Here is a 26,639-nt window from a genome sequence, read left to right on the forward strand (position 1 = left end):
CGGGGCGGGTGGGCGGGCGCTGGGCGGGCAGACGCTTGCGAGGAACACCACCACCATCGGGGCTGGCTCCGGCACTGGGGCCGCCAAAGGAATCGCGGTCATCGCGCGGGGGGCGTTGGGTCGGCGGTCGGCGGCGCGGCGGCGCATCATACCCACCATCGCGACCATCGCGGCTGTCGCGGACTTCACGGCCATCGCGCGGTCGGCTGCCATATTCCTTGCCATATTCCTCGGCGGCGCGGCTGTCGCGGCTGTCGTCGCTGCCCCGAATCCGGCGATTGTAGGGCTGGCGCTCGATCGGCTCCATGTCATCCAGCTCCGCCCGATACACCCGACTCACGGGCCGATCGTCATCCACCAGGGGCGCAGTGCGCTTGGCCTGCTCCGTGGTCACGTTCCGCAGCCGAATACTTTCGTAAGCGAAAAAGATGGCTGACCCTGCCAACAGGAATTGGCTGAATTGCAGAATCGGATCCAGCCGCCAGCTATTAAAAAACAGAATGCCGCCGCACAGCAGACCCACCGCCGCGAAAAAGATGTCGTAATCGCGGGCCAGTCCTGGCTTGTACGATCGAATGAAATAGAGTGCAGCGCCCGCCACCGCGAGGATGATGCCGATGAGGCTGCCCCAGCTAAAGCCAACGTTAACCATCGTCCCTCAAGAACGTTACGGGTTTATTCTAACGACGAACGGCGGCTCCGATGGGGTTACCGGAACCGCCGTCCTTTGCGGGCGATCGCGCCGAGGCTATCCCAACCGCAGGGGCTGAGCGGCACGACAAGCAACCTTAGAAAGTGCGTTTTACCTTGTCGTTCTGGCTGATGACGATCAAGCCAACGGTAATCGGCAGCACCACAATTACGGCTCCCAAGAGCAGGCTCCACAGGAAATTCGCCAAAGAAGCAGTCATAGTTATCCTCGGATTGAAAACGCACAATTGGCTCTAGGGTTGTATTTTATCGCCCGATCGACGCTCTGTCGCCCCAGCGGAATTGAGAATTTCCCAGAATGATCCGTCAAGCTTTACGATCATCCGTGCTGCGGCTGATATCTCCGAGCGGGGTTGGGTGGCATCTGGGCCGGGCGCTGCCCTCTGAGCCAGATTTTGCGCTAGCCATCCCCCCGAGGCCGATCGCCCGCCCTTCTCAATTTCTACCCCAAGTTCGGCATGAGTACCGTTGTGATTGGATCGTGGGCCCTGAGCCTGCTGTTGGGTCTGTTCATTTTGTTGTTCATTGTCCGAATCGTGCTGACTTGGTATCCCCAGGTGGATGCCCAAAAGTTGCCCTTTAAGTTGGCGGTGGCTCCGACGGAACCCTTTTTGAAGGTGACCCGCGCGATCGTCCCCCCGATCGGCGGCGTAGATATCAGCCCGATCATTTGGGTTGGGTTGGTGAGCCTGTTGCGTGAAGTGCTGCTGGGGCAACAGGGGCTGATCACCATGAGCTTGAACTAACCGAAATGCCGGGCCCTAGCCCACCTCAAACGTTGTTTAGGTGGGCTGTGTTTAGGTGGTCTGTATTTAGGTAGGCTGTCGATCGCTGTTGCTGGCATAGACCGGACAACAACCATCGGGAGCCACGCGCCGATCGGCCAGGGGAGAGGCGGGATTTCGGCAATGTTGCCCCCGATAAAATTGGCAAGTTTGGCAACAGATCAAGTCCGGTGTGTCGGGCCAGGCGGTGTTGCGATCGAGCACTTCCCGAGGGGACATGCCTCGCAACACCAAATCCGATCCCTGCCAACGCACTTCCACCAGCCCCGTTTCCGCAAAGGCTTTCCAGCGGGGACTATGGACGATCGCATCAGGCAGATGCACCGTGGCGGCTCCCTCTCCGGTGCTAATTTCCCCTTCATATCGCTCGATCGGGGCGGCCGGTTGGGCAAAGCTTTCCCCGATCGGCAACTCCAAAGCAACACCCGCACTGGGGCAATGGATTTGGTAGCGGCTGTTGAGTTCATCCAGGGCCGCCAAACCCGACAAATGATCAATGCCCCCATGGACAAACACCACGTGCTGAGGGCGCATGTTGTGGATCAGTTGCAGCGTGCCCAAGCCGTCCGAATGTTCCGACAGTTCATAGGTGCTGTAAAGAATTCGATCGCCCTCATGGGGGCTGCGGAGAGGCTCGGCTTCCAACCGGCCACCCGCGGCCGCCTGCACAGACACCAACCAACGCCCCGTCTGACAGAAGCGATCGCACAGTTGGGCCACGGGCAAATCATCATCCACCAACAGCAGGCAGGGGCCTTCCAGAGCCAAATCGGGCCCGTTTTGATCGCTCGACAGCCGCCGCACAAGTGGCCGCACCCGATCATCCCAAAACAGGTTTTGATGGCGGGCAAAATTCTGCACCGACTCCGGCAATCGATCGAGAATTGCCAAATAGGCATCACAGCCGGCCGCCACCTGGCGATCGACCCAAATGGTGAACTCGCGCCCTGTGAAGTAGTGGTGGCTGCGCAACAGCATCAATAGTTCTTGGCCCAGACCCAACAGCGGCACGGGCAACAGCACCGATCGCCCTTGGGCCAGGGCTTGGCTGACCTGATCCGCGAGGTCATTTTCCTGGCGGCGACGACGCGATCGGCGGGCCACCCCGTAGGATCCCTCCACGATCAGCACATCTGGTGCAAGGCCGCGCACCTCCGTGAGGGGCATTCCTTCCACCAACCGGCCATTGGACAGGAAAAAATCCCCGCTGTAAGCCACGCAATATTCGCGCGATCGATTGCTGCGGGATTCGGCCCGGGACTGGTATCGCAACAGGGTGAGGGCTGCTCCCGGCAAATGACCAGCAGGCAACAGCTCCACCGTCAAATCATCAGCCAAGGCCACGGGCGATCGCCAAGGAAGGGCCTGACAAAACAGCGGAATCGACTCCAGAGGGCGATCGAGCCAATTGGTGGGCAACAGTTGGGCCGTTTCGCCGCTGGCAAAAATCGGCAAATGGGGAAATTGCTCATGGAGCTTCAGCAAGCCGCGTGCATGGTCGCGGTGGGCATGGCTGCAAACCACCCAATCGGCCGGCATTCGGCCCCAGCCCACCATGCCCGATCGCGGTCGGATGGGGTTTGGATGATCCCACGCTTCACCCAGGAGGGGCGACAGGCTCCGCAAGCCACAGTCCAACATGACGCGATGGGTTCCCAATCGCACCACCAGACACATCCCTTCGCCCCCATGGCCCACGGCATAGGGCAAGCACTCTAGCTCGGTCACAGGTTTGGGTTCCTTGATCGATCGGCCGCCATTGGGCCGATCGCCCTTCGTTAGTGAGCCGAACCGTTGCCGTGATAGTTATCCGTGTCGTAAAACCCGTTGCGCGTGCCAAAAAACAGGCAAGCCACCGTGAACAAACCGGTCAACACCGCCAAAATCAATTTCACATCCATGGGACGCAACCACTCACACCAGCTAAAGGAAATAGGGGGGGAAGCTTGGGGAAATGTTAAATTCCCAAATTTTCCCAAATTTCATTGATGCCCCGGGCCGAAACCAAGGATCCGGCGGCGGGTTTGAGGCTTCGAGCCTTTCTTCTACCGTATCGAGCGGCTCCCGGGCTGTCAAATCGGGACACAACCAATGGCCCTGAGCAGATTGGGGCCAGGACAGATCAGATCCAGCTGAGACCCAACTCAGGCCCGATCAGTTGGCATCAAATTCCAAAAAATTTCAAAAGTTAATTTCAAAAGTTAATTCCAAAAGCTAATTCTAAAATCCAATTCAAAAGCCCAATTCAAATCGGGATTTCCTCGATCGCGTCCCACAGGCGATCGAGCGGTTCCGTCAACGTCCAAGGCAAAGCCGCCACGGTCGATTCCGCCACCGAGGGCGATCGGCCGCAACGGCTGGCAAAGGAACACGATCGACAGGCGGGGCTGTGGGCCGGCAATTGCGGCAGCGCCCGCCCCCCATGATAGGCGGCGATCGCCTGATCAATCGCTTGGGCCATCTCCAGCAATTGCGCTTGGGTGGATTGGTGCCAATCGGCGCTGTATGCAAACGTTTCGCAAGCCAACTCCGGCCCGTTGGCGGTGGTCGAAGCGGCCGGCGATCGGACAAACCAATAGCTCATGGCCAGGCGATCGGGCGGTAAATGGCTCGTTTCCGCCAACACAAAAAGATACAAACGGGTTTGCCAATCCTCTTGCAGTCGATCGCGCGACAGGGGTTGGGCGTGAGTTTTCCAATCAAAAATCTGCGCTTCCGTGGGTCGGGTTGCCAATAGGTCATACACCACAGTGAGCAGACGATCTCCCATCACCCAAGTGCGGCGATGTTCCGCATCCAGTTCCCAATCGCTGGCTCCCGATTGATCCCACCAATGGTGCAGGCTATCCCAAGTGCGATCGACCGCTTGATGGAGCGCTTGGGCTTCCGCATCCCCTTCTGCCTGCAAAACCAAGGATATCTTGGCCGCCGATTCAGCCCCCAATTCAGTGAGTTTGCAGTCCGTTCCACGGTTCTGAATGGATTGTTGCATCAGCCAATGGAATCGACTTCCCCAAACCATTCGTTCCTGTTGGTGGGGATTGGCCGGCAACAGTAAACAATCCAAATAGAGATGTTGAAACTGTCGCGGACAGGTCATCCAAGCATTCAAAACCCCTTGGGACAAATGCTGCATCATGCAAAGCAATGTGGCTATCCAAAGCCATTAAAAATCAAGTTCTTGAAATAGTTCAGCGATCGGGAGGCTGAAACCTGGAATGATCGCTTCACCATCGAGGCGATCGCCTGGATAGACCGATTATAGCGATCGCCCCTGGGCTGACCCAGAACGGCTGACAGGGCATAATCGAGGGAATGCAGTCGCGGACAACGGCAAGTGAGATGACGCTGAACCCCGGAGATCGGTTAGATGGCGATCGCTACGAAATTGAGCGGGTTTTGGGTTGTGGGCGATTTGCAATTACCTACTTAGCGATCGATGGTCAAAACCAAAACCGGGTGGCGATCAAGACCCTAAACGATAGCGCCCAGGTTCATCCTGACCTGAGCAAGCTCTGTCAAATTTTTCGGGATGAGGCGATGCAACTCAGGGCTTGCGACCATCTCCATGTGATGAAGGTCGATCGCCTGTTTGAGGAGGATGGTGCGCCTTGTGTGGTGATGGAACACATTGCGGGTGCAGATTTACAGGAATTGGGTCGATTGTCTGTGGATGAAGCTATGCGCTACGTTCGGCAAATTGGCTCGGCTTTGGACTATATCCATGGGCGCGGATTTATCCATCGTGATGTGCGACCGGCCAATATTCGGCTGAAGGTAGGCGAACCAGCGACTGCTGTATTGATTGATTTTGGGTCGGCGCTGAATTTTTCGGATGAGTTGAGCGCGACCCAAACCGCTAACCATACGAACGGTTGTGCAGCGCCGGAAGCCTACACGAGCAAGGGCGATCGCGGTTCTTACACGGATATCTATTCCTTGGGGGCGACGCTCTACACGCTTTTGGAGGGAAAAGCACCGCCCGCCGCATTGGAGCGACAACTCAATGGCGTGGCGATTTCGTTTTCAGGGCAATATGATGCCAAGATTTGCCGGTTAATTGAAAAGGCGATGGCGTTGAAACCGACTGATCGCCCGAAATCGGCTGCGGAGTGGCTGCAACCGTTTCCCCAGGAAGCCAAGAAACCGTCATCGCTTAGCCTCAAAGGCTGGAATTGGCAAACGATTGCAGCCGTAATTGCAGCAGTTGGCGGTTTGTTGGCTGGTATTGGGGCAATGGCGGGCTGGTTTAAAAATGAACCGCCTACGCCGTCTTCGCCTGCTGCTTCGCCAATTCAATCCCCTGCCAAGTCAACTAAATAGAGCGAGTATTGTTATGGTTTTGAGGCCGGGCGACACCCTGCGCGGGGGGCAATACGAAATTATTGCTGTTTTGGGGCAAGGGGGATTTGGAATTACTTACAAAGCTTTGGATCGCAATCTCAAGCGGTATGTGGTTCTGAAGTCGCAAAATGAGTATTTGCGGTATGACCCAGACTATGAGAAATACGTGGCGCGGTTTATGAAAGAAGGGCAAATCATGGCCACACTTGCGGCTCGTGAAATGCACCCCAACTTAGTCAAAGTATTTGACCTGTTTTCAGAACCGGTTAATCATCATTACCTGATGATGGAGTTCATTGAAGGACAGAATCTATTTGAGGTGGTGAAAGCAAGGGGGCGATTGCCAGAAATGGAGGTGATCTCCATTGCTAGACAAATTGGCAGTGCATTGGAGTGGATGCACGATCATCAGCTTGTGCATCGTGATGTACATCCCGGCAACATTATGCTGCGCCCTGATGGGAAAGCTGTACTGATTGATTTGGGAGGGGCTAAAGAATTTATACCGTCTTCCCAAAGTTCAAAAGGTATAAAGGGAAATGAAGCATTTGCACCCTATGAGCAAATTGTTAAGCCTGAAAAGGCAAGATATCCTTCAGCAGATATTTTCGGTTTGGCAAGTAGTTTATATTTTGCAGTCACCGGCGAAAGGCCTACTAAATCTCTATCTAGAAAGTTAGATGGCGGAAACTTAACGCCACCTTGCCAACTAGTCGCAATTTCAGAAAATTTCAATGCAATGCTGATGGCAGGATTGGAGCTAGAAGCGGCCGATCGCCCACAATCAGTGACTCAGTTTTTGCAAACTCTCACTGATAGGGATCGGCCACCTGAACGAATTGCTGAGAACCCTCCGCAACCTGAACCATCTGTCCAAGGTAATGAGACCGCTAGTCTCCCTTGGGGATGGCTTCTGGGGTCTATGATCGCTTACACAATTATTGGGATTGGTGTCAGTGTGCCACCATCATCACTACTAATTAACTGGGCTGTGGCTATGGCTATGGCTGTGGCATGGACATGGGCTGGAGCTGGGGTTGGGGCTGCTGAGGCTGTGACTGAGGCTGTGACTGAGGCTGTGACTGGGGTTAGTCTGACTAGGGCTAGGCATAGGGCTATGGCTATGTCTTTGGCTGGGGCATGGGCTGTGGCATGGGCTGTGGCTGGGGCATGGGCTGTGGCATGGGCTGTGGCTGGGGTTTGGGCTGTGGCATGGGCTGGGGAATGGGCATGGGCTGTGGCTGGGGTTTGGGCTTGGTCTATGGCTGTGGCATGGGCAATTACTGGGGCTGGGACTACATCTTTGGCTAGGGCTAGGGCTGTAGCTTGGGCTGTAGCTTGGGCTGTGGTTGGGGCTATGGCTATGTCTTTGGCTGGGGCATGGGCTGTAGCTTGGGCTGTGGCTGTGGCTGTGGCTGTGGCTAGGGCTATGGCCATAAATGTAGCTGGTCGTGTCGCTATGGCTAGGGCTATGGCTAAAGCTGAGGCTATAGCTAAAGCTGAGGCTAGGGCTGAGGCTAGGGCATGGGCTAGCTATATGGCTATGGTTGAGGCTAGGGCTGATGCTGTGACTGTGGCTGATGCTGTGACTGTGGTTGTGGCTGTGGCTGTGGCTGGAATGGCTCTATGGCGGGGATCTTGGGAGCTTATTGGTGGTTATGGATTTGTGTTTGTGGGTCTGTGGTGGGGAAGCTGGCCCCTGACCCTGGGTTTGCTCCCAGGAATTGCGGCTGAGGGAATGCGAGACCGCAAAGGGTTAGCGATTGTTTTGCCAACTCTGGCAGCTTGGATGGGCTTGGCGATCGGGTGGTGGATCTATCGCGCCGTGCATCCCGCCTAGATGGTTTTGGAGGAAATGCAGTTGCGGAAAACAACAAGTGAGGCAACACTGCACCCCGGGGATCGATTCGATGGCGATCGCTGCGAAATTGCTGCTGAATTGCATCATCTCGTACACCATCATCGGGATTGGTGTTAGCGCCTCAGTCACCCAACTACCATCGCTTAGCGGGTTGGTTTTCATCGCAGTTTTAGCCGGGTCTGGAGCTTGTTTTTGGGCTGAATATGCAGCTCTTAGCTATCTGCTTGATGTGCTTGGCCACGCCTTTAGACTGACATCTAGACTGTTTCCAAATCTGGTATCTACGCCGCAAGATCGCACCTCAAAAGCTCTCTGGGACATCGTGGGCGCTGCTGCGTTGCTGGCTGTGAGGGCCGTGGCGATCGCCTGGACTGTCGCTGGGGCTGGGGTCGTTCTGTGGCGCGGATCCTGGGAATTGGTCAGTGACTATGGATGGGGGTTTGCGGCGCTCTGGTGGGTGAGCTGGCCCCTCAGCTTGGTTCTGTTCCCAGAATTCACAGTTGACAACCTGGGAATCGACAAAAAATTAGCCGTTACTTTGCTAACCCTAGCGGCTGGAGTCGGCCTCGCGATCGGGTGGTGGATCTATCGCACCTTGCATCCCGCCTAGCCAGTTTGAGTTGAGTTGCTAAGCTCTAAGTTCAGCAAACGATTTTCCTAAAAATTTAATCTTTTTCTGTATTCTGACTTCCTAATTTCAGCTCCATGAAAACCACCCATCTTACAGAAAATCTTGATAAGAATTTTTAGAAACAATTGACCTGAATTCTCCACGTTCGGGTTACCTTCAACAGAGTCTCAACGACCCAAAATTATCGAGTCGATCGCCCCAAAAATCCGCACCAGCCCGATCGCGCAGCTTTCGGCGCTCAGCCAATCACCCCAACCAACCATCCATTAGCCCCAAAGAAGTCCCAGCCCAGACACAGAAATTTTCACCTCGCATTTCTGAATTTTCACCAGAAGCAAGTGAGTTTTTCGGCAACCATGCGCTAGAAACTGCGCGGCAACCTAGACAACTGGCTCAGGATCCATCCCAAGTGGGCCCCAGGGTGGCAAAAATACGAAAATCGTCGTTGACTCGTAGCGGATTCGCCATCACCCTGGCAACAATCATTTACAAGTCACCCAGATTTGGTGTTTATTGGATCGGCTGGTCATCAATCAACGCAAGATGTAGCGTTGATCGATGACCAGCGGCCTTTCGTGTCGTCTCAACTGTTGTTCACAGCCAATCCCATGGTGCAAGAACTGAACCGCGCTCAGCAGCAACCCGTCGATTTCCCTGACCACGCCCCCACCGCCTACCCGGTGTTTTACCGCACCTACAGCCGTCGAATGGACGGGGAGCGGGAATCGTGGCAGCAAACGACCGATCGCACCCTGCGCGGCTTGGTCAAGTTGGGCAATCTTTCCGATCAGGAAGCGAGCCTGCTCGATCGAATGCAGAAGCGGATTGTGGCGCTGCCGTCGGGGCGTTGGCTGTGGGTTGGGGGCACGGACTGGCTGGAAAACCCGCAAAACTTTTCAGGAGCCTACAACTGCACCAGCACCAATGTCATCGACTGGAAAGCCTTTGGGCTGATGATGGACTTGGCGATGATGGGCTGTGGCACGGGCGGCGTGCTGGAACCGCGCTACATTGAACAGCTCCCGCCAGTGCGCAACTCAATCACCGTAACGGTGACGGGCGAGCTGGGTACGGTTCCGGTGGGTCAACGCTTGCAGGAAACAACGGTGGATATCGTTGGCAACGCGGTGCGCGTGGTGGTGGGCGACAGTCGCCAGGGCTGGGTGAAGTCGTACCAAACCTTGCTGGATCTGTGCAGCGATGAGCGCTTTGATGGCGAAGTGCAAGTGGCGATCGACCTCAGCAACGTGCGGCCGGCGGGGGAAACGCTCCGGGGCTTCGGCGGCGTGGCTAACCCGATCAAGCTGCCGGAACTCTACGATCGGGTGACTCGCATCTTGAACCGGGCGATCGGTCGGCAACTCACTTCGGTGGAATGCTGCTTGCTTATCGACGAAGCGGCTGTCACAATTGTAGCAGGTAACATAAGAAGAAGTGCCGGAATGCGTCAGTTCAATAGCACTGATGAACTGGGAGCCAAAGCCAAAGACAATTTGTGGCAGCAGGATGAGGCGGGCAATTGGCGAATTGATCCCGATCGCGACTCCCTGCGGATGGCCAATCACTCGCGAGTTTTTCATCACAAACCCACGGAAACGGAGTGCATCAACGCGGTTCGCAAGCAGTTCTATTCCGGCGAAGGTGCAATTCAATGGGCTGGTGAGGCGATCGCCCGCAGCAATGCCGATTTGATCGCTGGAGATGATGAAAAGAAAGCGTTTATTGCTGCTTTTCAGGAACAGAAGGGTGCAGAGTGGCTGAAAGAAAAGTCACCAGAAATTGATGAGCGAGAATCTGCCCATCGCCTGCAACGCTATGGCTTGAATCCTTGCGTCACAGCTGATACCTGGGTACATACAGAATTTGGCCCGCGCCAGGTCAAGGAGCTGATTGGTCAACAGCATGGAACCTATGTCAATGGCGAGCTGTTCAGCACCACAACAGAAGGCTTTTTCTACACAGGCGATAAACCAGTTTTCAAAGTAACCACTCGCGAAGGGTTGTCGCTGCGACTGACTGCAAACCACCAACTCTTGCGCGTGAGTGCTCAAACTCAAAAACGGCAGTATTTGGAATGGACCGCTGTTGAAGATTTGAAACCAGGCGATCGCCTCTCTATTCATAATCACCGTGATATTCAACCCTGGTCGGGTCACGGAACTTTTGATGAAGGCTGGTTGCTCGGAAACCTGGTTGGTGATGGCTCCCTCGCAGAAACAAGCTGGAGTGATCAAGGAATCCTCCGTTTTTGGGGTGATTCGCAACAGGAAATGGCTGAATATGCTGTGGCAACACTCCAAAAAACCGTTGCCTGTGGTGCAAAATTAGCTGGCTCCTATCATCCCCATCATCACTTGCATCAAATTGCTTCGAGTGGGTTAGCAGCCCTAGCCGATCGCTTCGGTATCCACCGCCATGAGAAATGGGTGACCGGTGAAATTGAGCGATCGAGCTATGAGTTTCACTGCGGTTTCTTGCGAGGGCTGTTTGATGCGGATGGCAGCGTTCAAGGCACTCAGCAAAAAGGCATTAGCGTCCGCTTGTCCCAAAGCAACTTGGCAACCCTAGAAGCCATTCAGCGGATGTTGCTGCGGATTGGCATTGTTTCAACGATCTACCAAAATCGTCGGTCAGCCGGTGTCCGTTTGATGCCCGATTCTGATCGCAACTTGGCTCCTTACTTCTGCCAAGCGCAACATGAATTGGTGATTGCCAATGACAACCTCACGGAGTTTCGTGATCGGGTTGGCTTCCAGCAACCAGAAAAACAAGCCAAGCTCAACGAGCTATTAAGTAACTACAAGCGCAAGCTGAATCGCGATCGCTTCAGTGTCGCGATCGCTGAAATCGCACCTGACGGAATTGAAGCAGTTTATGACTGCACAGTTCCTGGCCCATCGCGATTTGATGCGAATGGCTTCGTGGCTCACAACTGTGGTGAAATCCTAGGCGCTGATTTCCACTGCGTTGCGGGGAATACGCTGCTGATTACCCGGGATGGACTGCATGAAATTCAGTCCTTGGTGGGGCAATCCGTGGAAGTTTGGAATGGACGGCGCTGGAGTTCTGTTACGCCGATTTTGACCGGTCGCGATCGGGCACTCTTCCGCGTGAATTTTGCCGATGGCACGCATTTGGATGTCACGGAAGGCCACCGATTCTTTGTCAAAGATCGCTTTGGTCAGACCTATCAAGAACGGACAACGGCCGAATTGATCGACCAATTGCCGAATCTGAAATACGCCATCCATACGGAACCCTTCCAAATTGATCACCGCGATGGCGAGGCGATCGATCCGATTTGGGCTTACACCCTTGGGCAATTGGTTGGGGATGGTTCTCTCTGTCAATCGAATGGCAAGCCCCAACTGCAACTGCGGCTTTATGGGGTCAAGAGCTACCAGAAAGAGTTGGCGATCGCGGGTCGCACATCGGGTCAACCTCGGTTCTACGCGGAAAATCCCGATACCCCTTGCTTGCTCTACACCGGCTTCGATCGAGAATTTGATCCGGAGCAGGTGCGGAACCTGAAGCAGACCGCTGAACCCTTTGAAGCGATCGCTCGCTGGAATCGTGAGGCCATTCTGCACTTCATTGCCGGTTTGATTGATGCGGATGGTTCCCTAACCGTGACCGGCGGTGTTCGCCTCTACCTATCGGGCTACGATCGCGCCTATCGGGTCTATTTGTTGTTGCTGAAATGCGGCATTCGCTCTTCCATCAACCTGATGGCCCGGGCGGGAGAAGCGACCAACCTAGGCGTGCGTCAGAAAGATTTGTGGTATCTGCAAATCACCGACTGTGCAGCCATTCCTTGCCAGCGAGTGGATACCAGCCGTGGTCATCAACCGGCCGCTAAGGGTAAATGGCAGGTGATTCGCTCGATCGAACCGCTGGAGGGTCGCCACGACACCTTCTGTTTCAATGAGCCGGAATTCCACAAGGGCGTTTTTGGGGGTACGTTGACCGGCCAGTGCAACCTGAGCGAAATTCACCTCAATCAAATCGATCCAAAAGATCACCAAACCCAAGAGGATGCCTTCAAGGCTGGGGCCTTGTCGGTGGCAGGTTTGCTCAACCACCGGTTCCAGGAAGAGCGCTACCAATACAGTCGATCGATTGACCCGATCGTGGGCGTTTCCTTCACTGGTTTGTTCGATTTCTTTGTGCAAGCCTTTGGGGTCGATTGGTTGCGCTGGTGGGAAGCGGGTCGCCCGGACACCGTGCAAGGTCTGGAATTTAAAGACCAGGAGCGGCAATACCTCAGCCGTTGGCGGGAAATTGTCCACCAAACGGTTTGGGACTACTGCGATCGCCACGGTTTGCGCCGCCCCAACCGCTGCACGACGGTGCAACCTTCGGGCACAAAATCACTGTTGACGGGGGCTTCACCCGGTTGGCACCCACCCAAGGCTGCACGGTTCATTCGGCGGATCACGTTCCGCAAAAACGATCCGGTGGCGTTGGCTTGTCTGGACTATGGCTACAGTATTGTGCCGTCCCAGTCCGATAAGGATGAAAACGGCAACTTGCTGAATGATCCGTTTGATCCGCGCTGCACTGAGTGGCTGGTGGAAATTCCGGTGGCGGTGTCTTGGGCGGACTTGCCGGGGGCGGACACGATCGCGATCGAGCAGTTCAGCGCCCTGGCTCAGTTTGACTTCTACATGCAGGTACAAACCCACTACACCACCCACAACACCAGCGCCACGATCGAACTGCGGGAGCCGGAAATCGAACCGTTGGGCCGCCGGATTCACCAGGCAATCCAAAACGATGAGGGCTATATCTCGGCGGCGTTGCTGGCCCGGTTTGACGATCTGCAAACCTTCCCCCGGTTGCCCTTCGAGCCAATTTCGCGGGAAACCTATCAGGAAATGCACGATGCGGTGCTGCAACGGCGGCGGATCAGTAGTTTCCATGAGGCCCTGCGACGCTATGACAAGGGCGAAATGGCGGAAGCGGGCCCGGCGGGCTGCGATTCGGACAAGTGCCTGCTGCCAGAAACGAAGGGCTAGGGCCGGGGGCGATCGCACCGGTTGAGGCGGGGGCTGTGGTAGTCAGCCCAAATGGCTGATTTTCAGCGCCCCGGCCATCCTAGTAGCGTGGCTGCCTCAATTCGTTGGGCTAAATTACATGGCTGTTACCGTCACCTGATCGTTAAGCAGCAAGGGGCTTAAGCCCCTTGTTACCACGACTGGCTTCGCAACTTTGACCCAATGTATTAAGCCTGTCATGCCACTAGACTAAAGTCTGTCTTGGGTTGGTTTTGGGGTGATTTTGAGTTCGATCATTGCGAAATGGCGCGATCGGTTGTGCCACATGCCGAATGCTGCTGAGTTATATCAGCAATTAGCAACAGATTTGTGGGCTGCCGGTCAACTGGCCACGGCCGATCGCGCCTTGGCCCAAGCACTGAAATTAGCCCCTGATCGCGCCAGTTTTTGGGTGCAGCGATCGGCCCTGGCTCACCAATTGGGAAACATTCAACGAGCGGCAACCGATCAGTGGCGGGCCCTGGAACTTGACCCGCAATTGGTGGGCAGTCGTGACCATTTGCAATTGGGTAATCAACTGGCTCAGCAGGGAAAATTAGCCCAAGCTCGCCAGTGCTATGGGTGGGCGATCGCCCAAGATCACCAATGCTGGGAAGCCTATTTTAACTGGGGTTGGGTTGCCCAAAAAAGCCAGGATTTTGCGGCGGAAGTTCAGATTTACCAACGGGCGATCGCTCAGGGTTGTCTCGATCCAAGACTGCCCGATCGCTTGGCCCAAGCCTGGGCCCGGCTCGGCAAAGCGGCCTATCTCGATCGAGCCTATGACCAATCTATTCGGGCCTATCAAAACGCTCTGAATCTCAATTCCCAACAAGCCAGCTACTGGAGTGATTTGGGTTGTGCTTTAACCGCAACGGGGCAGTGGACTGAAGCAGAAACAGCGCACCAAAAAGCAATTGCCCTTGATTCTCAAGCTGCCAATTATCATTATAATTTAGGAAATTTCTATTGGAAAAAGGCTGATTATTTGCAAGCCATTTCAGCCTTTCAGAATGCGATTCAGCATAATCTGCAAGATGCCAAAAGCCATTGGAATTTAAGCCATATTCTCTTGGCGTTGGGGCAACTCACCGAAGGATTTCGAGAATATGAATGGCGGTGGACAACGGTGCAACCTCCCCCAGAATTACCCCATCCCCAATGGCAAGGAGAATCGCTACATGGCCGCACCATTCTCTTGCAGGCAGAACAGGGACTAGGGGACTCTTTGCAATTCATTCGCTATGCGGATTTATTAGCAAGCTGGGGGGCAAACGTTTGGTTTAGTGGCCCTGTCGTTTTGCATCGACTTTTTGCCCAATTGCCCGCTATCGATCGGGTCTTGCCGGTATTGGAACCAGGGCAAATTCTTCCCGGCGTAGACTATCGATCGCCCCTCTTGAGCTTGCCCCACCAATGCAAAACCGATTGGGCAACAATTCCCAACCAAATTCCCTATCTAACCGTTGATCCTGCCTGGCCACTGCCGCCACCTTTCAAGGAATTACCCGCAAAACCCAAAAAGATTGGCATCGTTTGGGCGAGTGGCTATCGAGTGGAAGACGAACTGCATGATATCTATCTTGATAAGTCCCTACCTTGCGAGCTTTTGCTGAAGGCTTTGCAGGAATTTCCAGTGATGCTTTATAGCTTACAAGTTGGAAAAAATGCCCAGGACTATCAACCCTTGATCGGTCAATTTCCAAACCTCAATTTAGTGGATTGCAGCCCCTGGATTCAGGACTTTGCGGATACGGCGGCTATTTGTCAACAGCTTGATTTGTTGATCTCGGTGGACACTTCGGTGGTGCATTTAGCGGGTGGGTTGGGCAAGCCCACTTGGGTGTTGCTGCCGGCCCGCTGTGATTGGCGGTGGCTGCTCGATCGCCCCGATTCTCCTTGGTATCCCACCATGCGGCTATTTCGACAAGCGAAACCGGGCGATTGGTCAGAACCCTTGCAACAGGTGCGATCGACCCTGAATCATTGGTTGACCGCATCCTAGATTCCGATCATGGTGATTGCCTTGAGTTAAAGATTCAGTCAAAGAGTGAAGACGAAATTGCAGGTTAGATCGAGCAATGTAAATTGCCGGATTTTTGCGAAAACTTGAAATTCTCCTGATAGTCCACGGGGCAATCAATCACAGCAGGTACAGAATCCGCCAAGGCCTGTTTCAAAATCGGCATTAAGTCTTCATTGGACTCCACCCGATAGCCTTTTAAGCCCATACTTTCGGCAAATTTCACAAAATCAGGATTGCCAAATTTGATGTAGCGCGATCGCCCAAAGGCATCCTGTTGTTTCCACTCAATGAGTCCGTAGCCACTGTCATTGAAAACCAACGTGACAAAGGGAGTGCCAATGCGCAGGGCGGTTTCTAATTCCTGGCAATTCATCAAAAATCCACCATCACCAGTCACGGCCAAAACCTTGCGATCGGGATGCACCAGTTTGGCGGCCACGGCTCCCGGAATTGCGATGCCCATGGCTGCAAACCCATTGGAAATGAGGCAAGTATTGGGGCGATCGCAGTGGTAATTCCGTGCAATCCACATCTTGTGGGCCCCCACATCGGAGATCAGAATATCTTCGGGGGCCAGCACTTGCCGAATGTCATAAACAATTTTTTGAGGCTTAATCGGAAATGCTCGATCGCCTGCATATTGTTCATAATCTTCACGAATTTCAGCCCGCAATTGAACCGCAAAGGGTTCTGGTTGATGGGAGCGATCGGTGCGTCGCAACAGCTCCAACAACGAGTCAGAAATATCGCCTACCACTTCCACTTGGGGGATGTAGCTACTATCAATTTCAGCGGGCATTGCACCCACATGGATAATTGGAATGGAGCCGTAAGGATTCCAGCGCTTGGGTGAATATTCCACCAAGTCATAGCCGATCGCAATGATCAAATCAGCGGCTTCAAACGCACAGGTAATAAAGTCCCGTTTTTGGAGTCCCGTTGTCCACAGGGCTAAGGGATGAGTGTAGGGAATAATGCCCTTACCCATGAAGGTGTTGACCACCGGAATTTGCAATTGGGTGGCAAACTCGGTGACCGCTTGATCGGCCCGGGCCCGAATGGCTCCATTGCCGGCCAGAATCAGGGGATTTTTTGCTTTGGCAATCAGGTTTGCTGCTGAATTGAGGGCACTGAAAGAAGCAAAGGTTTTTTCGTTTTGATCCGTGGCTAAGGGTTTGCCTTCCACGGCCATGGCAGCAATATTTTCGGGCACATCAATATAAACAGCGCCGGGTTTCTCACTTTGGGCCCGCTTGAAGGCTTTGCGAATAATTTCCGGGGTGTTGCTGGGGCGAACGACTTGGCTGCTCCATTTGGTAATTGGGGCAAAAATTGACACCAAATCCAAATATTGATGGGATTCAATGTGCATTCGATCGGTGCCCACTTGTCCCGCGATCGCCACGACCGGTGACCCATCCAAATTGGCATCGGCCACACCGGTAATCAGGTTGGTGGCTCCGGGGCCCAAGGTGGATAAACAAACCCCAGCTTTGCCGGTTAATCGACCATAAACATCAGCCATGAAAGCAGCTCCCTGTTCATGGCGGGTGGTGATGAATTGAATTGAAGATTGGCTGATCGCTTCTAACAAATGGAGGTTTTCTTCTCCAGGCAGTCCAAAAATATATTGCACGCCTTCGTTTTCAAGGCATTTGACCAATAATTCTGCGGTATTCATAGATTAGGTTCCGGGATCGTCAATGGTGGTTGTTTAAACGAGTCAATTCCTGAGAGTCAATTCCTGAAGGACGGCGGTAGCTGTGGGTCATAGCAAGGGGCCGATCGCCACGGGAGCAAGGGGCTGAAGCTGCTTGTCTTCTTCAATTTTTTCAAATGCCTAGTGAACCCAAACGGTTTTGGCGTTCATAAATTCCAACATGCCCTGACGAGCGAGTTCACGACCATAGCCGGAACGTTTGATGCCGCCAAAGGGCAATCGCGGATCCGATTTCACCAGGCTATTGACAAACACAGCGCCCGCTTGTAATTGTTGAATTCCTTGCTCAATTTCTGAAGAATCCGTAGTCCAAATGCTGGCCCCCAAACCGAAGGGTGTGTTGTTGGCTAGGGCGATCGCCTGGTCGAGGGTTTCGGTGTGGAAAAGGAGGGCAACGGGGCCAAAGAATTCCTCTTGGGCGATCGGGGCGTTGGGGGGCAAGTCCGCCAGCAGAGTTGGGGGATAGAAGTGGCCGCCTTGCAGGGAGGGCGGCAGACGATCGAGCAGAGCCGCCCGATCACCCCCAACCACCACCCGGGCCCCGGCGGCGATCGCCCGGTTCACTTGGTCTGCCAACTCCTCCAGAATTGGGGCCGTGGCCAGGGGCCCCAACTGGGTTGCGCGATCGCCCGGATCGCCAACCACCAACTGCGCAAAAGCTTGGGCAATGGCTGCTTCAAAGGCCGGCCCGATCGATCCCACGGTGATGAATCGTTTGGCGGCGATGCAGGTTTGGCCATTGTTCAGCATTCGCGACGCAACGGCCGTGGCCACCGCTTGCTCAAAATCAGCACTGGGGCAGACGATGAGCGGGTCGCTGCCGCCCAACTCCAGCAGGGTTTTTTTGAGGTGGGTTCCGCAATGGCTCGCCAGGGCGCTGCCTGCCCCTTCGCTGCCGGTGAGGGTGGCCGCCGCCACTCGCGGATCCGCCACCAAGGCCGCCACCCGATCGCTCCCGATCAGCAAGGTTTGGAAGATGCCCGCCGGAAAGCCCCCCGCCAAAAATAAGTCCTCTAGCTTTTGGGCCACCTGCGGCACGTTGGACGCATGTTTCAGCAGGGCCCCGTTACCGGCCATCAGGGCCGGAGCGGCAAAGCGAAACACTTGCCAATAGGGAAAGTTCCAAGGCATGACGGCCAAAATGAGGCCCAAGGGTTGATACCGAATAAAGCTGCGGTGAGCATCGGTTTCAACTATTTCATCCGCTAAAAATTCGGCTGCTCGATCGGCATAAAAACGACAAACGGCGGCGCATTTTTGCACCTCCCCGATCGCTGCGGTTAGGGGTTTTCCCATTTCCAAAACAGCTAACCGGGCGAGGGCTTCACAGTCCGTTTCCAGGCGATCGGCCACTTGGTTTAACCAGGCTGCTCGTTGGGCGATCGGCACAGTTTGGTAAGCCTGAAAGGCGCGATCGGCTAACTCCAGTTTGGTGGCTAATGCCTGATCCGTGAGGGGTTCAAAACTTTGAACCCATTGCCCTGTTGTGGGATTGATGGTTGCGATGGCCACTGGACACCTCCTAGTTTGTCCATCTCTGATCAGAACCTCTCTAGAACTGATCCAGAACTCATTAAGGACTGATCAAGCACTAATCCAGTTCTAACTCAAAAGCTGATTGAAGGGTCAACAAAGGGCTAGTCAAAGAAAAATAACAGCAAAAAACAACGAGTAATTAAGCACTAATCAGTGGGCAATTCAAATTGATTATGAACATCAATTGTGAGCACCAATTGAGAATGCCAAATTATTGTTCAGAAATTGCTGAAGTAATCAATAAAAAACCAATGAACAGGAATCAAATAATCAAGATCGAAAAAAGAATTGAAAAACCTGAAAGAAATTCATGATCGATCATGATCGATTCATGTTTCATTCAACACCTATTGCTATCCTAGATGGGTTTTGGGGCCCAATTCTCGGTACTTCACAAAAACCGTGTAACCTTATACAAAACTACATCATGCCCAATCACACCAACCGTTAATGGGCCGTGAATGGGTCACTAGGGTGCAGCGCTTTACGAACGCTGGCAACTGAGTTTGTGCGACTGGGGCCAAGGGGTGTTGTCTTGAATTGCCGTTGTTTTTTGGATTAAGACTGTGCTGAGTTGCGCGTGACCTAATCGTTCTGCCGGGTCGCTTCAGCCTCGCCTGCGATTCACTGCCGCATCACTGGTTTCTCAGTTCTCCTCTTACCCACCCAAGGACAACTCCCATGGCAACTTGGCTCGATCGCTCTGGTAATCGGTTGCTGGTGCTGCTGTTGTGGGGCAGTTGTTTGGGGGGTGGGGGCGATCGCGCTTGGGCCTTTGATCCTGAGCATTTGCGCCAACTATTTGCCACGAACCAATGCGAGGGCTGCGATCTGTCCGGGGCGGATCTCAGCGGCCAACGGATGAGCTATGGCAACTTGAGCGGGGCGGATCTGCGGGGCGCAAATTTATCGGGGGCCAATCTGGAGTCGGTTTTGGCTTGGAATGCTAACTTTGCCGGAGCCAATTTGACGGGGGCCAATTTGGAAGATGCCACCCTGTCGAGGGCTAATTTGCAGGGGGTGAATTTGCGATCGGCCACCCTGGAGGATTGCGATCTGGATGGCACAGATTTGACGGGGGTTGACCTCAGCGGCGTGGATTTGTCCCGCGTCAATTTCAACGGGTCGAACCTGACGGGGGCCCAGTTGATGGGGGCCGATTTGTCCTGGGCGGAGCTAAACCGGGCCAATTTGACCAATGCCGACCTTACGGGGGCGATTCTGTTTGGGGCTGACTTGAATCAGGCGAATCTGACCGGGGCCAAGCTGGACGGAGCCAACATCGACGGGGCCGAAATGGCGGGGGTGATTGGCTACAGCGGCCCACTGCCCAAGGCGGGGCCGGCGATTCTGATTCAGGAGCAACAGGACTCGGCGGAGGGTAATCGCCTGTTGGAGCAGGGGGTGAGCCTGTTTAGCCAAGGTCAGTTGCCGGAAGCGCAGGCCACCTGGGAACAGGCCCTGGGAATTTATCGGCGCGATCGGGATGGGGCGGGCGCGGCGGCGGCCATGGCTCAGTTGGCCTTGGTCAACTTTCAGCGGGGGCAACTGGATCAGGCGATCGATTGGGGATTCCAGGCGCTGAATCTGGCGCGGCAGGAGCGATCGGCCAGTGCTGAATCGGTGGCCTTGGGAATCATTGGCAATGTTCACTACGAACGGGCGGATTATCTGAAAGCCCTGGAGTTTTATCAACAACGGTTACAGGCTTCCGCTGGTGGGCCCTTTTACCATGCAGCTTTGATCGATCGGGCCAAGGGGGCGATCGCCATTGGCGACTATGCCACCGGCATGATCGACAGTTTGGAGGTGCTCAACGATCCGCTGCAAACGGCCACGCCTGTTCGGCGTTTAGGGGCCTTGATCACCATGGTGCAGGGCCTGATCGGTGCGGGAGACTATGCCCAAGCTCGCCGCTACCTGAGCGAAGCCCGCCAAAACCTGAAGGGGGTCAGCAATCGCCTGTGGGAGCCGGAGTTTTGGCAACTGAGCAGCGCCCTTGACTTGAACCAAGGCAACTTTGCGGCGGCGATCGCAGCGGCGGAACAGGCCTGGGCGATCGCCCCCAGTCCCCGATTGAAATATGCGGCCCAACGCTCGATCGGCCTGGCCCAAGCGGCCCAAGGCAACTGGGGCGCGGCCATCAAATCCTATGAAGCGGCGCTGAAAATTGCCCAAACGGTGAACGATCGACGGGGCCAAGTGGAAGTGCTCAGTGACCTGGGCTTGGCCCTACACCAATCCGGTGACCTGAACCGAGCCGCCAGCGTCCTCACCCAAGCGAGCGAGGGTTGGGATGAGCTGGTGAAAACCTTCATTGGGGAAGATTATTTCAAAGTGGGCTTTATTGAGCTGCAAACTCAAGTCAATCAACGGCTTCAGGATGTGTACTTGGCTCAAAACAGCCCGGAACAGGCCCTAGTGGTGTCAGAGCAGGGGCGATCGCGCGTGTTTTTGGACTTGATGATGGGGAAATTGGCCGCCCAAGGTCGTTTGTCGAACCCTGATGCCGCTGTGTCGGTGGAAAGCATCCAGGCCACAGCCCGATCGCAGCGGGCCACCCTGGTGATCTACGCGGTTCAGCAAGAGGACAGCACGACCTATTGCAGCATCTACAGCAAGTCTTGCCAATTAACCACTGCCAAGCCCCAAACCAGCGCCCTCAACCCGCCGCCGCCGAACCAGGTGAATATTTGGGTGGTGTCGCCCGAGGGACAAATTCACTTTCGGCGCGGCCAGTTACCCCAGGCCGAAAACCAGCCTCATCCGGTTCCCTTGAATGATCTGGTGGGCCGCAGCCGCAGCAAGGTGACCTTTCAACAATTGCCCAGCCTGCGCCAACTCCACAGCCTGTTGATTGAGCCGATCGCCGATCTATTGCCCAAGCAGCCGAGCGATCGGGTGGTGTTTATCCCCCAAGGCACGCTGTTTTTGGTGCCCTTTGCGGCCCTGCGCGATGCCGATGGCCAATACCTGATCCAAAATCACACCCTGTCGGTCTCTCCCTCCATTCGTGTGTTGGCCCTAGCCAGCAGCCAACTGCCCCCGCTCTCGGCGGGACAACCCCAACCCCTGCGTGGCCCGGCTTTGGTGGTGGGTAACCCAACCATGCCCCAAATTCCCGATCGCAACTTGGGCGACCAGGAGCGCTCCTTGGCCCCCTTACCGGGAGCCAGCTTGGAGGCCCGGGCGATCGCCCAATTGCTGAACACTCAACCCCTGGAAGGCGCAGCGGCCACCGAAACCGCCGTCACCGCCCGAATGGAAGAATCCCAAATTATTCACCTTGCCACCCATGGCCTGCTGGATGACTACTTTGGTGAGGGGGTCATTCCGGCGGTTCCGGGGGCTTTGGCTTTGGCTCCCAGCCCCAATCCGGAAGGGGATGACCAAGACGGATTTCTGACCACTGAGGAAATCTTGAACCTGAAACTGAAGGCGCAGTTGGTGGTGCTGAGTGCCTGCGATACGGGGCGGGGCCGACTCACCAGCGATGGGGCGATCGGGCTGTCGCGGGCGTTCATTGTGGCGGGCGCACCCAGCACGGTTGTTTCCCTCTGGGCAGTGCCAGATCAGCCCACGTCGGAATTGATGTTGACGTTCTACCGGGAATTTTTAAAATCGGGCGATCGGGCAGCGGCCTTGCGGGCGGCCATGCTGGATACCCAACAGCGTCACCCGGATCCGGTGAATTGGGCGGCCTTTTCCCTGGTGGGGGCAGCCCGTTAGGGATCGACAGGAAAGCAGGCGATCGTGCGTGAATCTGTAACGTTCTTCAACGGAACATTGACAGGCTTGATGATCATTCCGTAGCTTTAGATACAGAATTAGATACAGAAAAAGACTGGTCTTTTAAGCTGGGCGTTGATGTCCAAAGGAGTTGAGGCCATGCAACTGAGCGATCGCGTCACCCGTTCCTACAGCCCCACAACCTGGACGGCCGCAGCCAACCTTGCCCGCCCTCAGGAGCGCTGCTGGGTTGATCTGCTCTGGTTGCCCAATGATGCTTGCCACGATCGGGCGCTGTTGCTTTGTGAGCATGAGGATGAAGCCTGGACGGTGTGGATTCCTGGCCATGGCGAAATGGTGATTGCTCGATCGCAAATGGGCCCGATCGTCTGCGAAGCGGCCTAGCAACTTCGGCCAAGGTTTCCGGCTGAAATTTCCGAACAGAACAGTGGCCAAGCAGCAGTACAAGCCGCTTGGCCACTGTTTGATTTGATCAGCACCGTCCTGACTCACGCGAACCAGGGGCACTCACAGGGCATGAGCCAGAAAGCCAACACCCGATCGAGGTCAGCTCCCGGCAAGGCCACCCCTGCGAACGCTGATCAGCCTAAGGCGCGAGGTAGGTATAACCCTGAAGGCTGCGCTCATAGTTTTGTAGCAACAGTTGCGACTCCCGCAAGGAAATGTGTTTTTCCTGCATGGCCTGCTCTGCCTGGCGACGAATACTTTCCACCAAATCATCCGGCTCGTATTGCACGTAGCTGAGGGCTTCCTTCATGGTGTCGCCCTTCACCACATGCTCAATCCGGTAGCCCTTGGGGGTGAGGTGGATATGAACCGTGTTGGTGTCGCCAAACAGATTGTGCAGGCTGCCCATAATTTCCTGATAAGCGCCATTCAGGAACATACCGAGGTAGTAGGGTTCATATTCCCGATCGCCATAGGCTTCCTGTTGGCTGGGATCAACCGGCTTCAGGGCGTGCAGTTCCAACACGTTTTTCACGTCGCGCAAATCGATGAATTGGTCGATTTTGCCGTCGCTGTCGCAGGTGAGATCGGCCAAAATTCCCCGCTCGGTGGGTTCTTCATCGAGGCGGTGGATCGGCGCGATCGGGAAAAGCTGCCCGATCGCCCAAGTATCCGGGGCCGACTGGAACACCGACATATTGATGTAGTAGATCGACGACATCATCTGTTCTAGGTATTCCAAATCATCGGGCACGTAATCTTCCTTACGGACAATTTCCCGAATCTTGGTGCAACAAGCCCAATACAACCGCTCAATTTTGGCGCGATCGGTCAGGCTCAAATAACCAAAACTAAACAGACTCAAGGCCTCATCCCGGGTTTGCGTTGCATCGTGGAACATCTCTTGATAGTTGTCCCGATCGATCAACGAATAGGTTTCGTAAAGGCTCTTGAGGGCTGCGTGGTCTTCCGGTTCCGAGGGTTGCGGCTCCGTGAAAGCCATTTGGCTCACACTCAACACATCAAACACCAACACCGACTGGTGCGAAGCCACCGCCCGCCCGCTCTCGCTAATCAGGGTGGGAACCTTCACCCCTCGCGACGAACAGGTATCATTCACCGCCGCCACAATGTCATCGGCGTAATTTTGCAGCGTGTAATTGGTGGAAGCGTGGAAATTCGTCTTGGAACCGTCATAGTCGATTCCCAAGCCGCCTCCCACATCCAGGTATTGCATCCCCGCGCCCAGTTCATGCAGTTCCACATAAATCTGGCTGGCTTCGCGGATCGCATCCTTAATCACACTGATTGAGGAAATCTGAGAACCGATGTGGAAATGCAGCAACTGCAAACAGTCGAGCATATCCGCTTGGCGTAGTTGATCCACCGCGCCCAGAATTTCCGGAATCGTCAGGCCAAATTTTGCCCGATCGCCCGCCGAATCTCCCCAGCGGCCTACGCCCTTGGCATTCAGCTTGGCCCGGACACCCAAAATTGGCTTGATGCCTAACCGTTGACTGGCGGAGATGGCAAGTTTCACCTCTTCCACCTGCTCCAGCACAATTACGGGCGTTTTGCCCAAGCGCTGGGCCAGGATCGCCGTTTCGATATATTCCCGATCCTTGTAGCCATTGCAAATCAGCATGGCTCCCGGGGTGGTCAACATCGCCAGGGCGATCATCAATTCTGGCTTTGACCCGGCCTCCAGGCCAAATTGATAGGGCTGGCCAAATTCCACCAGGTCTTCAATCAAGTGGCGCTGCTGGTTGCACTTGACGGGGAACACACCCTTATAGCCCCCGGCATATTTGTACTTGGCGATCGCCTTCGCAAAAACCGCCGTGAGCCGTTCAATGCGATCGGCCAAAATATCCGTGAACCGAATCAACAGAGGCAGACCCAAATTTCGCTGCTTGAGCGCTTCAACGAGTTCATGCAGGTCGATCGCCCCGCCGCGCTCCGCTTTTGGCGAAACCGTCACGTGACCCGCCGCATTAATCGAAAAATACGGCTCACCCCATGCCCGAATGCGATAGGTGGCTTCGCTGTCCTCGATCGTCCAGGGACGTTCCCCGGTCACGCTATTTGTTTTTTGTGCCAATTCCGTTAAACCCTGAATTGCCGTGCGTGCATCGGCCCGCATTCCGCGCTTGCGTCGTCCGCCCCGGTCACTGCGGGCTGTTGCTTCCGCTGCCTTTGCAGTAACCGACCCGTCCACCATTGGACTTTCGGCCTGGGCGATCGTCGATTCCGCCGTGGCAGTCTCGACCGTCAAATCGATCCCCATTTTTCGTCAACCTCCAGACGACAGTCCAGCTAGCAGCGGGTCTGCTTGATTGATATTGACCGGCAAGAACCGGACTAAGATAAACCAGCTTCTCAGTGTATCCTAATTCCAATCAAAAGGGCGGCAATCCCGGTGGGGTAAGGATTTGGTTAACTTTTGGTTATAGCCCCGCAGTCCTAGAACGACCGGTGAAGTCAACCGTGAAGCCCTAATCGACAGTCCCGGCGATCGATCCTGACCAAACTGGCCCATTTTTTTGCACTATTAGAAGGGCAAAAATTTCCCGCCCCTATTATTTTTCCCTTTCTTGAGGAGTGCAAGTCGTGGAACGTACGTTTATTGCCATCAAACCCGATGGCGTGCAGCGCGGTCTGATTGGTGAAATCATCAAGCGTTTTGAAGTCAAAGGCTTCACCCTCGTGGGTCTCAAGCTGCTGAACGTGAGCCGCGAGCTAGCCGAAGAGCACTACTCGGTACACCGCGAGCGCCCCTTCTTTGCTGGTTTGGTGGAATTCATTACCTCCGGCCCCGTGGTGGCGATGGTGTGGGAAGGTGACGGCGTGGTGGCATCGGCCCGCCAAATCATTGGGGCCACCAACCCCCTGACCGCCAATCCAGGCACGATCCGGGGTGACTTTGGGGTCAACATTGGCCGCAACCTGATCCATGGTTCTGACGCAGTGGAAACGGCCCAACGTGAAATCGCCTTGTGGTTCAAGGATGAGGAGCTGGCCAACTGGTCTCCGACGATCAGCAAGTGGCTGTACGAATAGGTACGAATAGGATCGTTGACTAACCCTCGCCACTCGCGAGATTGGGGCGCGTCCTCAAATTCGATTCATGAAAACTTGATTCGTTGGGGCTGAGATATGTGAATCTGCTCAACCCCATGATCCTGGACAAGGGGCTGAAGCCCCTTGTCTTTGTTGCTTTTTGAGTCTTTTAGCCGCGACTGTGGAACTCGATTTGATTGCCCCGAATGATCAGGTCATAGCCACCGAAAAAGTTTTGACCCAATAACCCAATTTCCAAGGCCGGCGCAACGCCCACTTCCAGGTTGCTGACCGACAGGCCTTCCACTTGCACGGTGTCAACGCGGGCCAAGTCCATGGTGACGCGGCGATCGCTCGGGGTGGAAACCAAGATTTTGTCGTGGGGCCGAATGCCGAGGGTTGACAGCATTTTGCTGGTGATCACGGTGGCGCTGGCTCCGGTGTCCAACATCATGGGGAACTTGCGCCCGTTGAAGGTCACTTCAATGACGGGAATGCCACTGACCCGCCGGATGATGGGGATGGTGGCGATGACGGGCCCGGAACTGGCGGCGGTGCTGTTTGGGCTGTCGCTGCCGGTTTCCGGAGCGGGCAGGTTGGAGCTGGTGTCAGGGTTGCCGCTGGGGCTGCTGGCGGGAATGGGGGTGGCGGCGGCTCCGGGCTGGGTTCCGCCGTTGCTGTCTGGGGTGGTGTTGCTGGCGGGGGCGCTCAGGGGTTGGGCGGCAATGGTGG

18 protein-coding genes are annotated in these 26,639 nt (G+C 55.1%); 9 read left to right on the forward strand and 9 right to left on the reverse strand.

All coding sequences use genetic code 11. From position 1 onward, the window contains the following. Positions 1 to 652 (reverse strand): Ycf66 family protein (locus tag AMR42_RS09230; RefSeq protein WP_099533164.1); only part of this gene is annotated, 652 nt, incomplete at its 3' end. A gap of 136 nt (positions 653 to 788) precedes the next feature. Continuing rightward, entirely contained in the window at positions 789 to 911 is a 123-nt protein-coding gene (psbX, locus tag AMR42_RS09235) for a photosystem II reaction center X protein (protein ID WP_099533165.1), read from the reverse strand. 258 nt (positions 912 to 1,169) lie between these two features. Here psbX and AMR42_RS09240 point away from each other — a divergent pair, with 258 nt between their 5' ends. Then, positions 1,170 to 1,457, forward strand: coding sequence for a YggT family protein (locus tag AMR42_RS09240; RefSeq protein ID WP_099533166.1), 288 nt, complete (start codon positions 1,170 to 1,172; stop codon positions 1,455 to 1,457). Between the two features lie 66 nt (positions 1,458 to 1,523). Here the strand turns inward: AMR42_RS09240 and AMR42_RS09245 are convergent, their stop codons facing one another. The 3 genes from AMR42_RS09245 to AMR42_RS09255 form a co-directional block, all read right to left on the reverse strand. Beyond that, positions 1,524 to 3,224 (reverse strand): MBL fold metallo-hydrolase, encoded by a 1,701-nt coding sequence (locus AMR42_RS09245; RefSeq protein ID WP_234406897.1) that lies wholly within the window; start codon positions 3,222 to 3,224, stop codon positions 1,524 to 1,526. A gap of 50 nt (positions 3,225 to 3,274) precedes the next feature. Continuing rightward, a complete protein-coding gene (locus tag AMR42_RS21390) occupies positions 3,275 to 3,397 on the reverse strand; it encodes a hypothetical protein (RefSeq protein ID WP_099533167.1) in 123 nt (40 codons plus the stop codon). A 344-nt stretch (positions 3,398 to 3,741) separates the two neighbouring features. Beyond that, complete coding sequence (locus tag AMR42_RS09255) at positions 3,742 to 4,632, reverse strand: PD-(D/E)XK nuclease family protein (protein WP_234406906.1); 891 nt, start codon at positions 4,630 to 4,632, stop codon at positions 3,742 to 3,744. Positions 4,633 to 4,838: 206 nt separating this feature from the next. Between AMR42_RS09255 and AMR42_RS09260 the strand changes: the two genes are divergently transcribed. The 5 genes from AMR42_RS09260 (at position 4,839) to AMR42_RS09280 (ending at position 15,373) form a co-directional block, all read left to right on the forward strand. Beyond that, complete coding sequence (locus AMR42_RS09260; protein ID WP_158234424.1) at positions 4,839 to 5,819, forward strand: serine/threonine-protein kinase; 981 nt, start codon at positions 4,839 to 4,841, stop codon at positions 5,817 to 5,819. A gap of 13 nt (positions 5,820 to 5,832) precedes the next feature. Then, positions 5,833 to 7,680 (forward strand): serine/threonine-protein kinase, encoded by a 1,848-nt coding sequence (locus AMR42_RS20375; protein WP_158234425.1) that lies wholly within the window; start codon positions 5,833 to 5,835, stop codon positions 7,678 to 7,680. A 343-nt stretch (positions 7,681 to 8,023) separates the two neighbouring features. Further along, complete coding sequence (locus AMR42_RS19830; RefSeq protein ID WP_143473005.1) at positions 8,024 to 8,311, forward strand: hypothetical protein; 288 nt, start codon at positions 8,024 to 8,026, stop codon at positions 8,309 to 8,311. A 629-nt stretch (positions 8,312 to 8,940) separates the two neighbouring features. Continuing rightward, positions 8,941 to 13,350, forward strand: a complete 4,410-nt coding sequence (gene nrdJ / locus AMR42_RS09275) for a ribonucleoside-triphosphate reductase, adenosylcobalamin-dependent (protein WP_099533178.1) — start codon at positions 8,941 to 8,943, stop codon at positions 13,348 to 13,350. 304 nt (positions 13,351 to 13,654) lie between these two features. Continuing rightward, entirely contained in the window at positions 13,655 to 15,373 is a 1,719-nt protein-coding gene (locus tag AMR42_RS09280) for a tetratricopeptide repeat protein (RefSeq protein ID WP_099533172.1), read from the forward strand. A 64-nt stretch (positions 15,374 to 15,437) separates the two neighbouring features. On the opposite strand, the gene AMR42_RS09285 is transcribed toward AMR42_RS09280, so the two are convergent. Both AMR42_RS09285 and AMR42_RS09290 read right to left on the reverse strand, forming a co-directional pair. Further along, positions 15,438 to 17,075: an acetolactate synthase large subunit gene (locus AMR42_RS09285; RefSeq protein WP_099533173.1), complete on the reverse strand. Its 1,638-nt coding sequence runs from the start codon at positions 17,073 to 17,075 to the stop codon at positions 15,438 to 15,440. 159 nt (positions 17,076 to 17,234) lie between these two features. Continuing rightward, positions 17,235 to 18,626: an NAD-dependent succinate-semialdehyde dehydrogenase gene (locus AMR42_RS09290; protein WP_099533174.1), complete on the reverse strand. Its 1,392-nt coding sequence runs from the start codon at positions 18,624 to 18,626 to the stop codon at positions 17,235 to 17,237. Positions 18,627 to 19,331: 705 nt separating this feature from the next. Between AMR42_RS09290 and AMR42_RS09295 the strand changes: the two genes are divergently transcribed. After that, complete coding sequence (locus AMR42_RS09295; RefSeq protein WP_099533175.1) at positions 19,332 to 22,379, forward strand: CHAT domain-containing protein; 3,048 nt, start codon at positions 19,332 to 19,334, stop codon at positions 22,377 to 22,379. Positions 22,380 to 22,517: 138 nt separating this feature from the next. Continuing rightward, on the forward strand, positions 22,518 to 22,784 hold the full coding sequence (locus AMR42_RS09300) for a hypothetical protein (RefSeq protein WP_143473006.1): 267 nt from the start codon (positions 22,518 to 22,520) through the stop codon (positions 22,782 to 22,784). Between the two features lie 202 nt (positions 22,785 to 22,986). On the opposite strand, the gene speA is transcribed toward AMR42_RS09300, so the two are convergent. Beyond that, complete coding sequence (speA, locus tag AMR42_RS09305; protein WP_099533179.1) at positions 22,987 to 24,990, reverse strand: biosynthetic arginine decarboxylase; 2,004 nt, start codon at positions 24,988 to 24,990, stop codon at positions 22,987 to 22,989. Between the two features lie 467 nt (positions 24,991 to 25,457). Between speA and ndk the strand changes: the two genes are divergently transcribed. Further along, positions 25,458 to 25,907 carry a nucleoside-diphosphate kinase gene (gene ndk, locus AMR42_RS09310; protein WP_099533180.1) on the forward strand — a complete coding sequence of 150 codons (450 nt, stop codon included), beginning with the start codon at positions 25,458 to 25,460 and terminating at the stop codon, positions 25,905 to 25,907. Positions 25,908 to 26,076: 169 nt separating this feature from the next. Here ndk and AMR42_RS09315 read toward each other — a convergent pair. Continuing rightward, a partial coding sequence (locus tag AMR42_RS09315) for a TIGR02281 family clan AA aspartic protease (RefSeq protein ID WP_199858135.1) occupies positions 26,077 to 26,639 on the reverse strand: 563 nt, incomplete at its 5' end.

Origin of the sequence: Limnothrix sp. PR1529, assembly GCF_002742025.1 — a bacterium.
Lineage (GTDB): Bacteria > Cyanobacteriota > Cyanobacteriia > CACIAM-69d > CACIAM-69d > CACIAM-69d.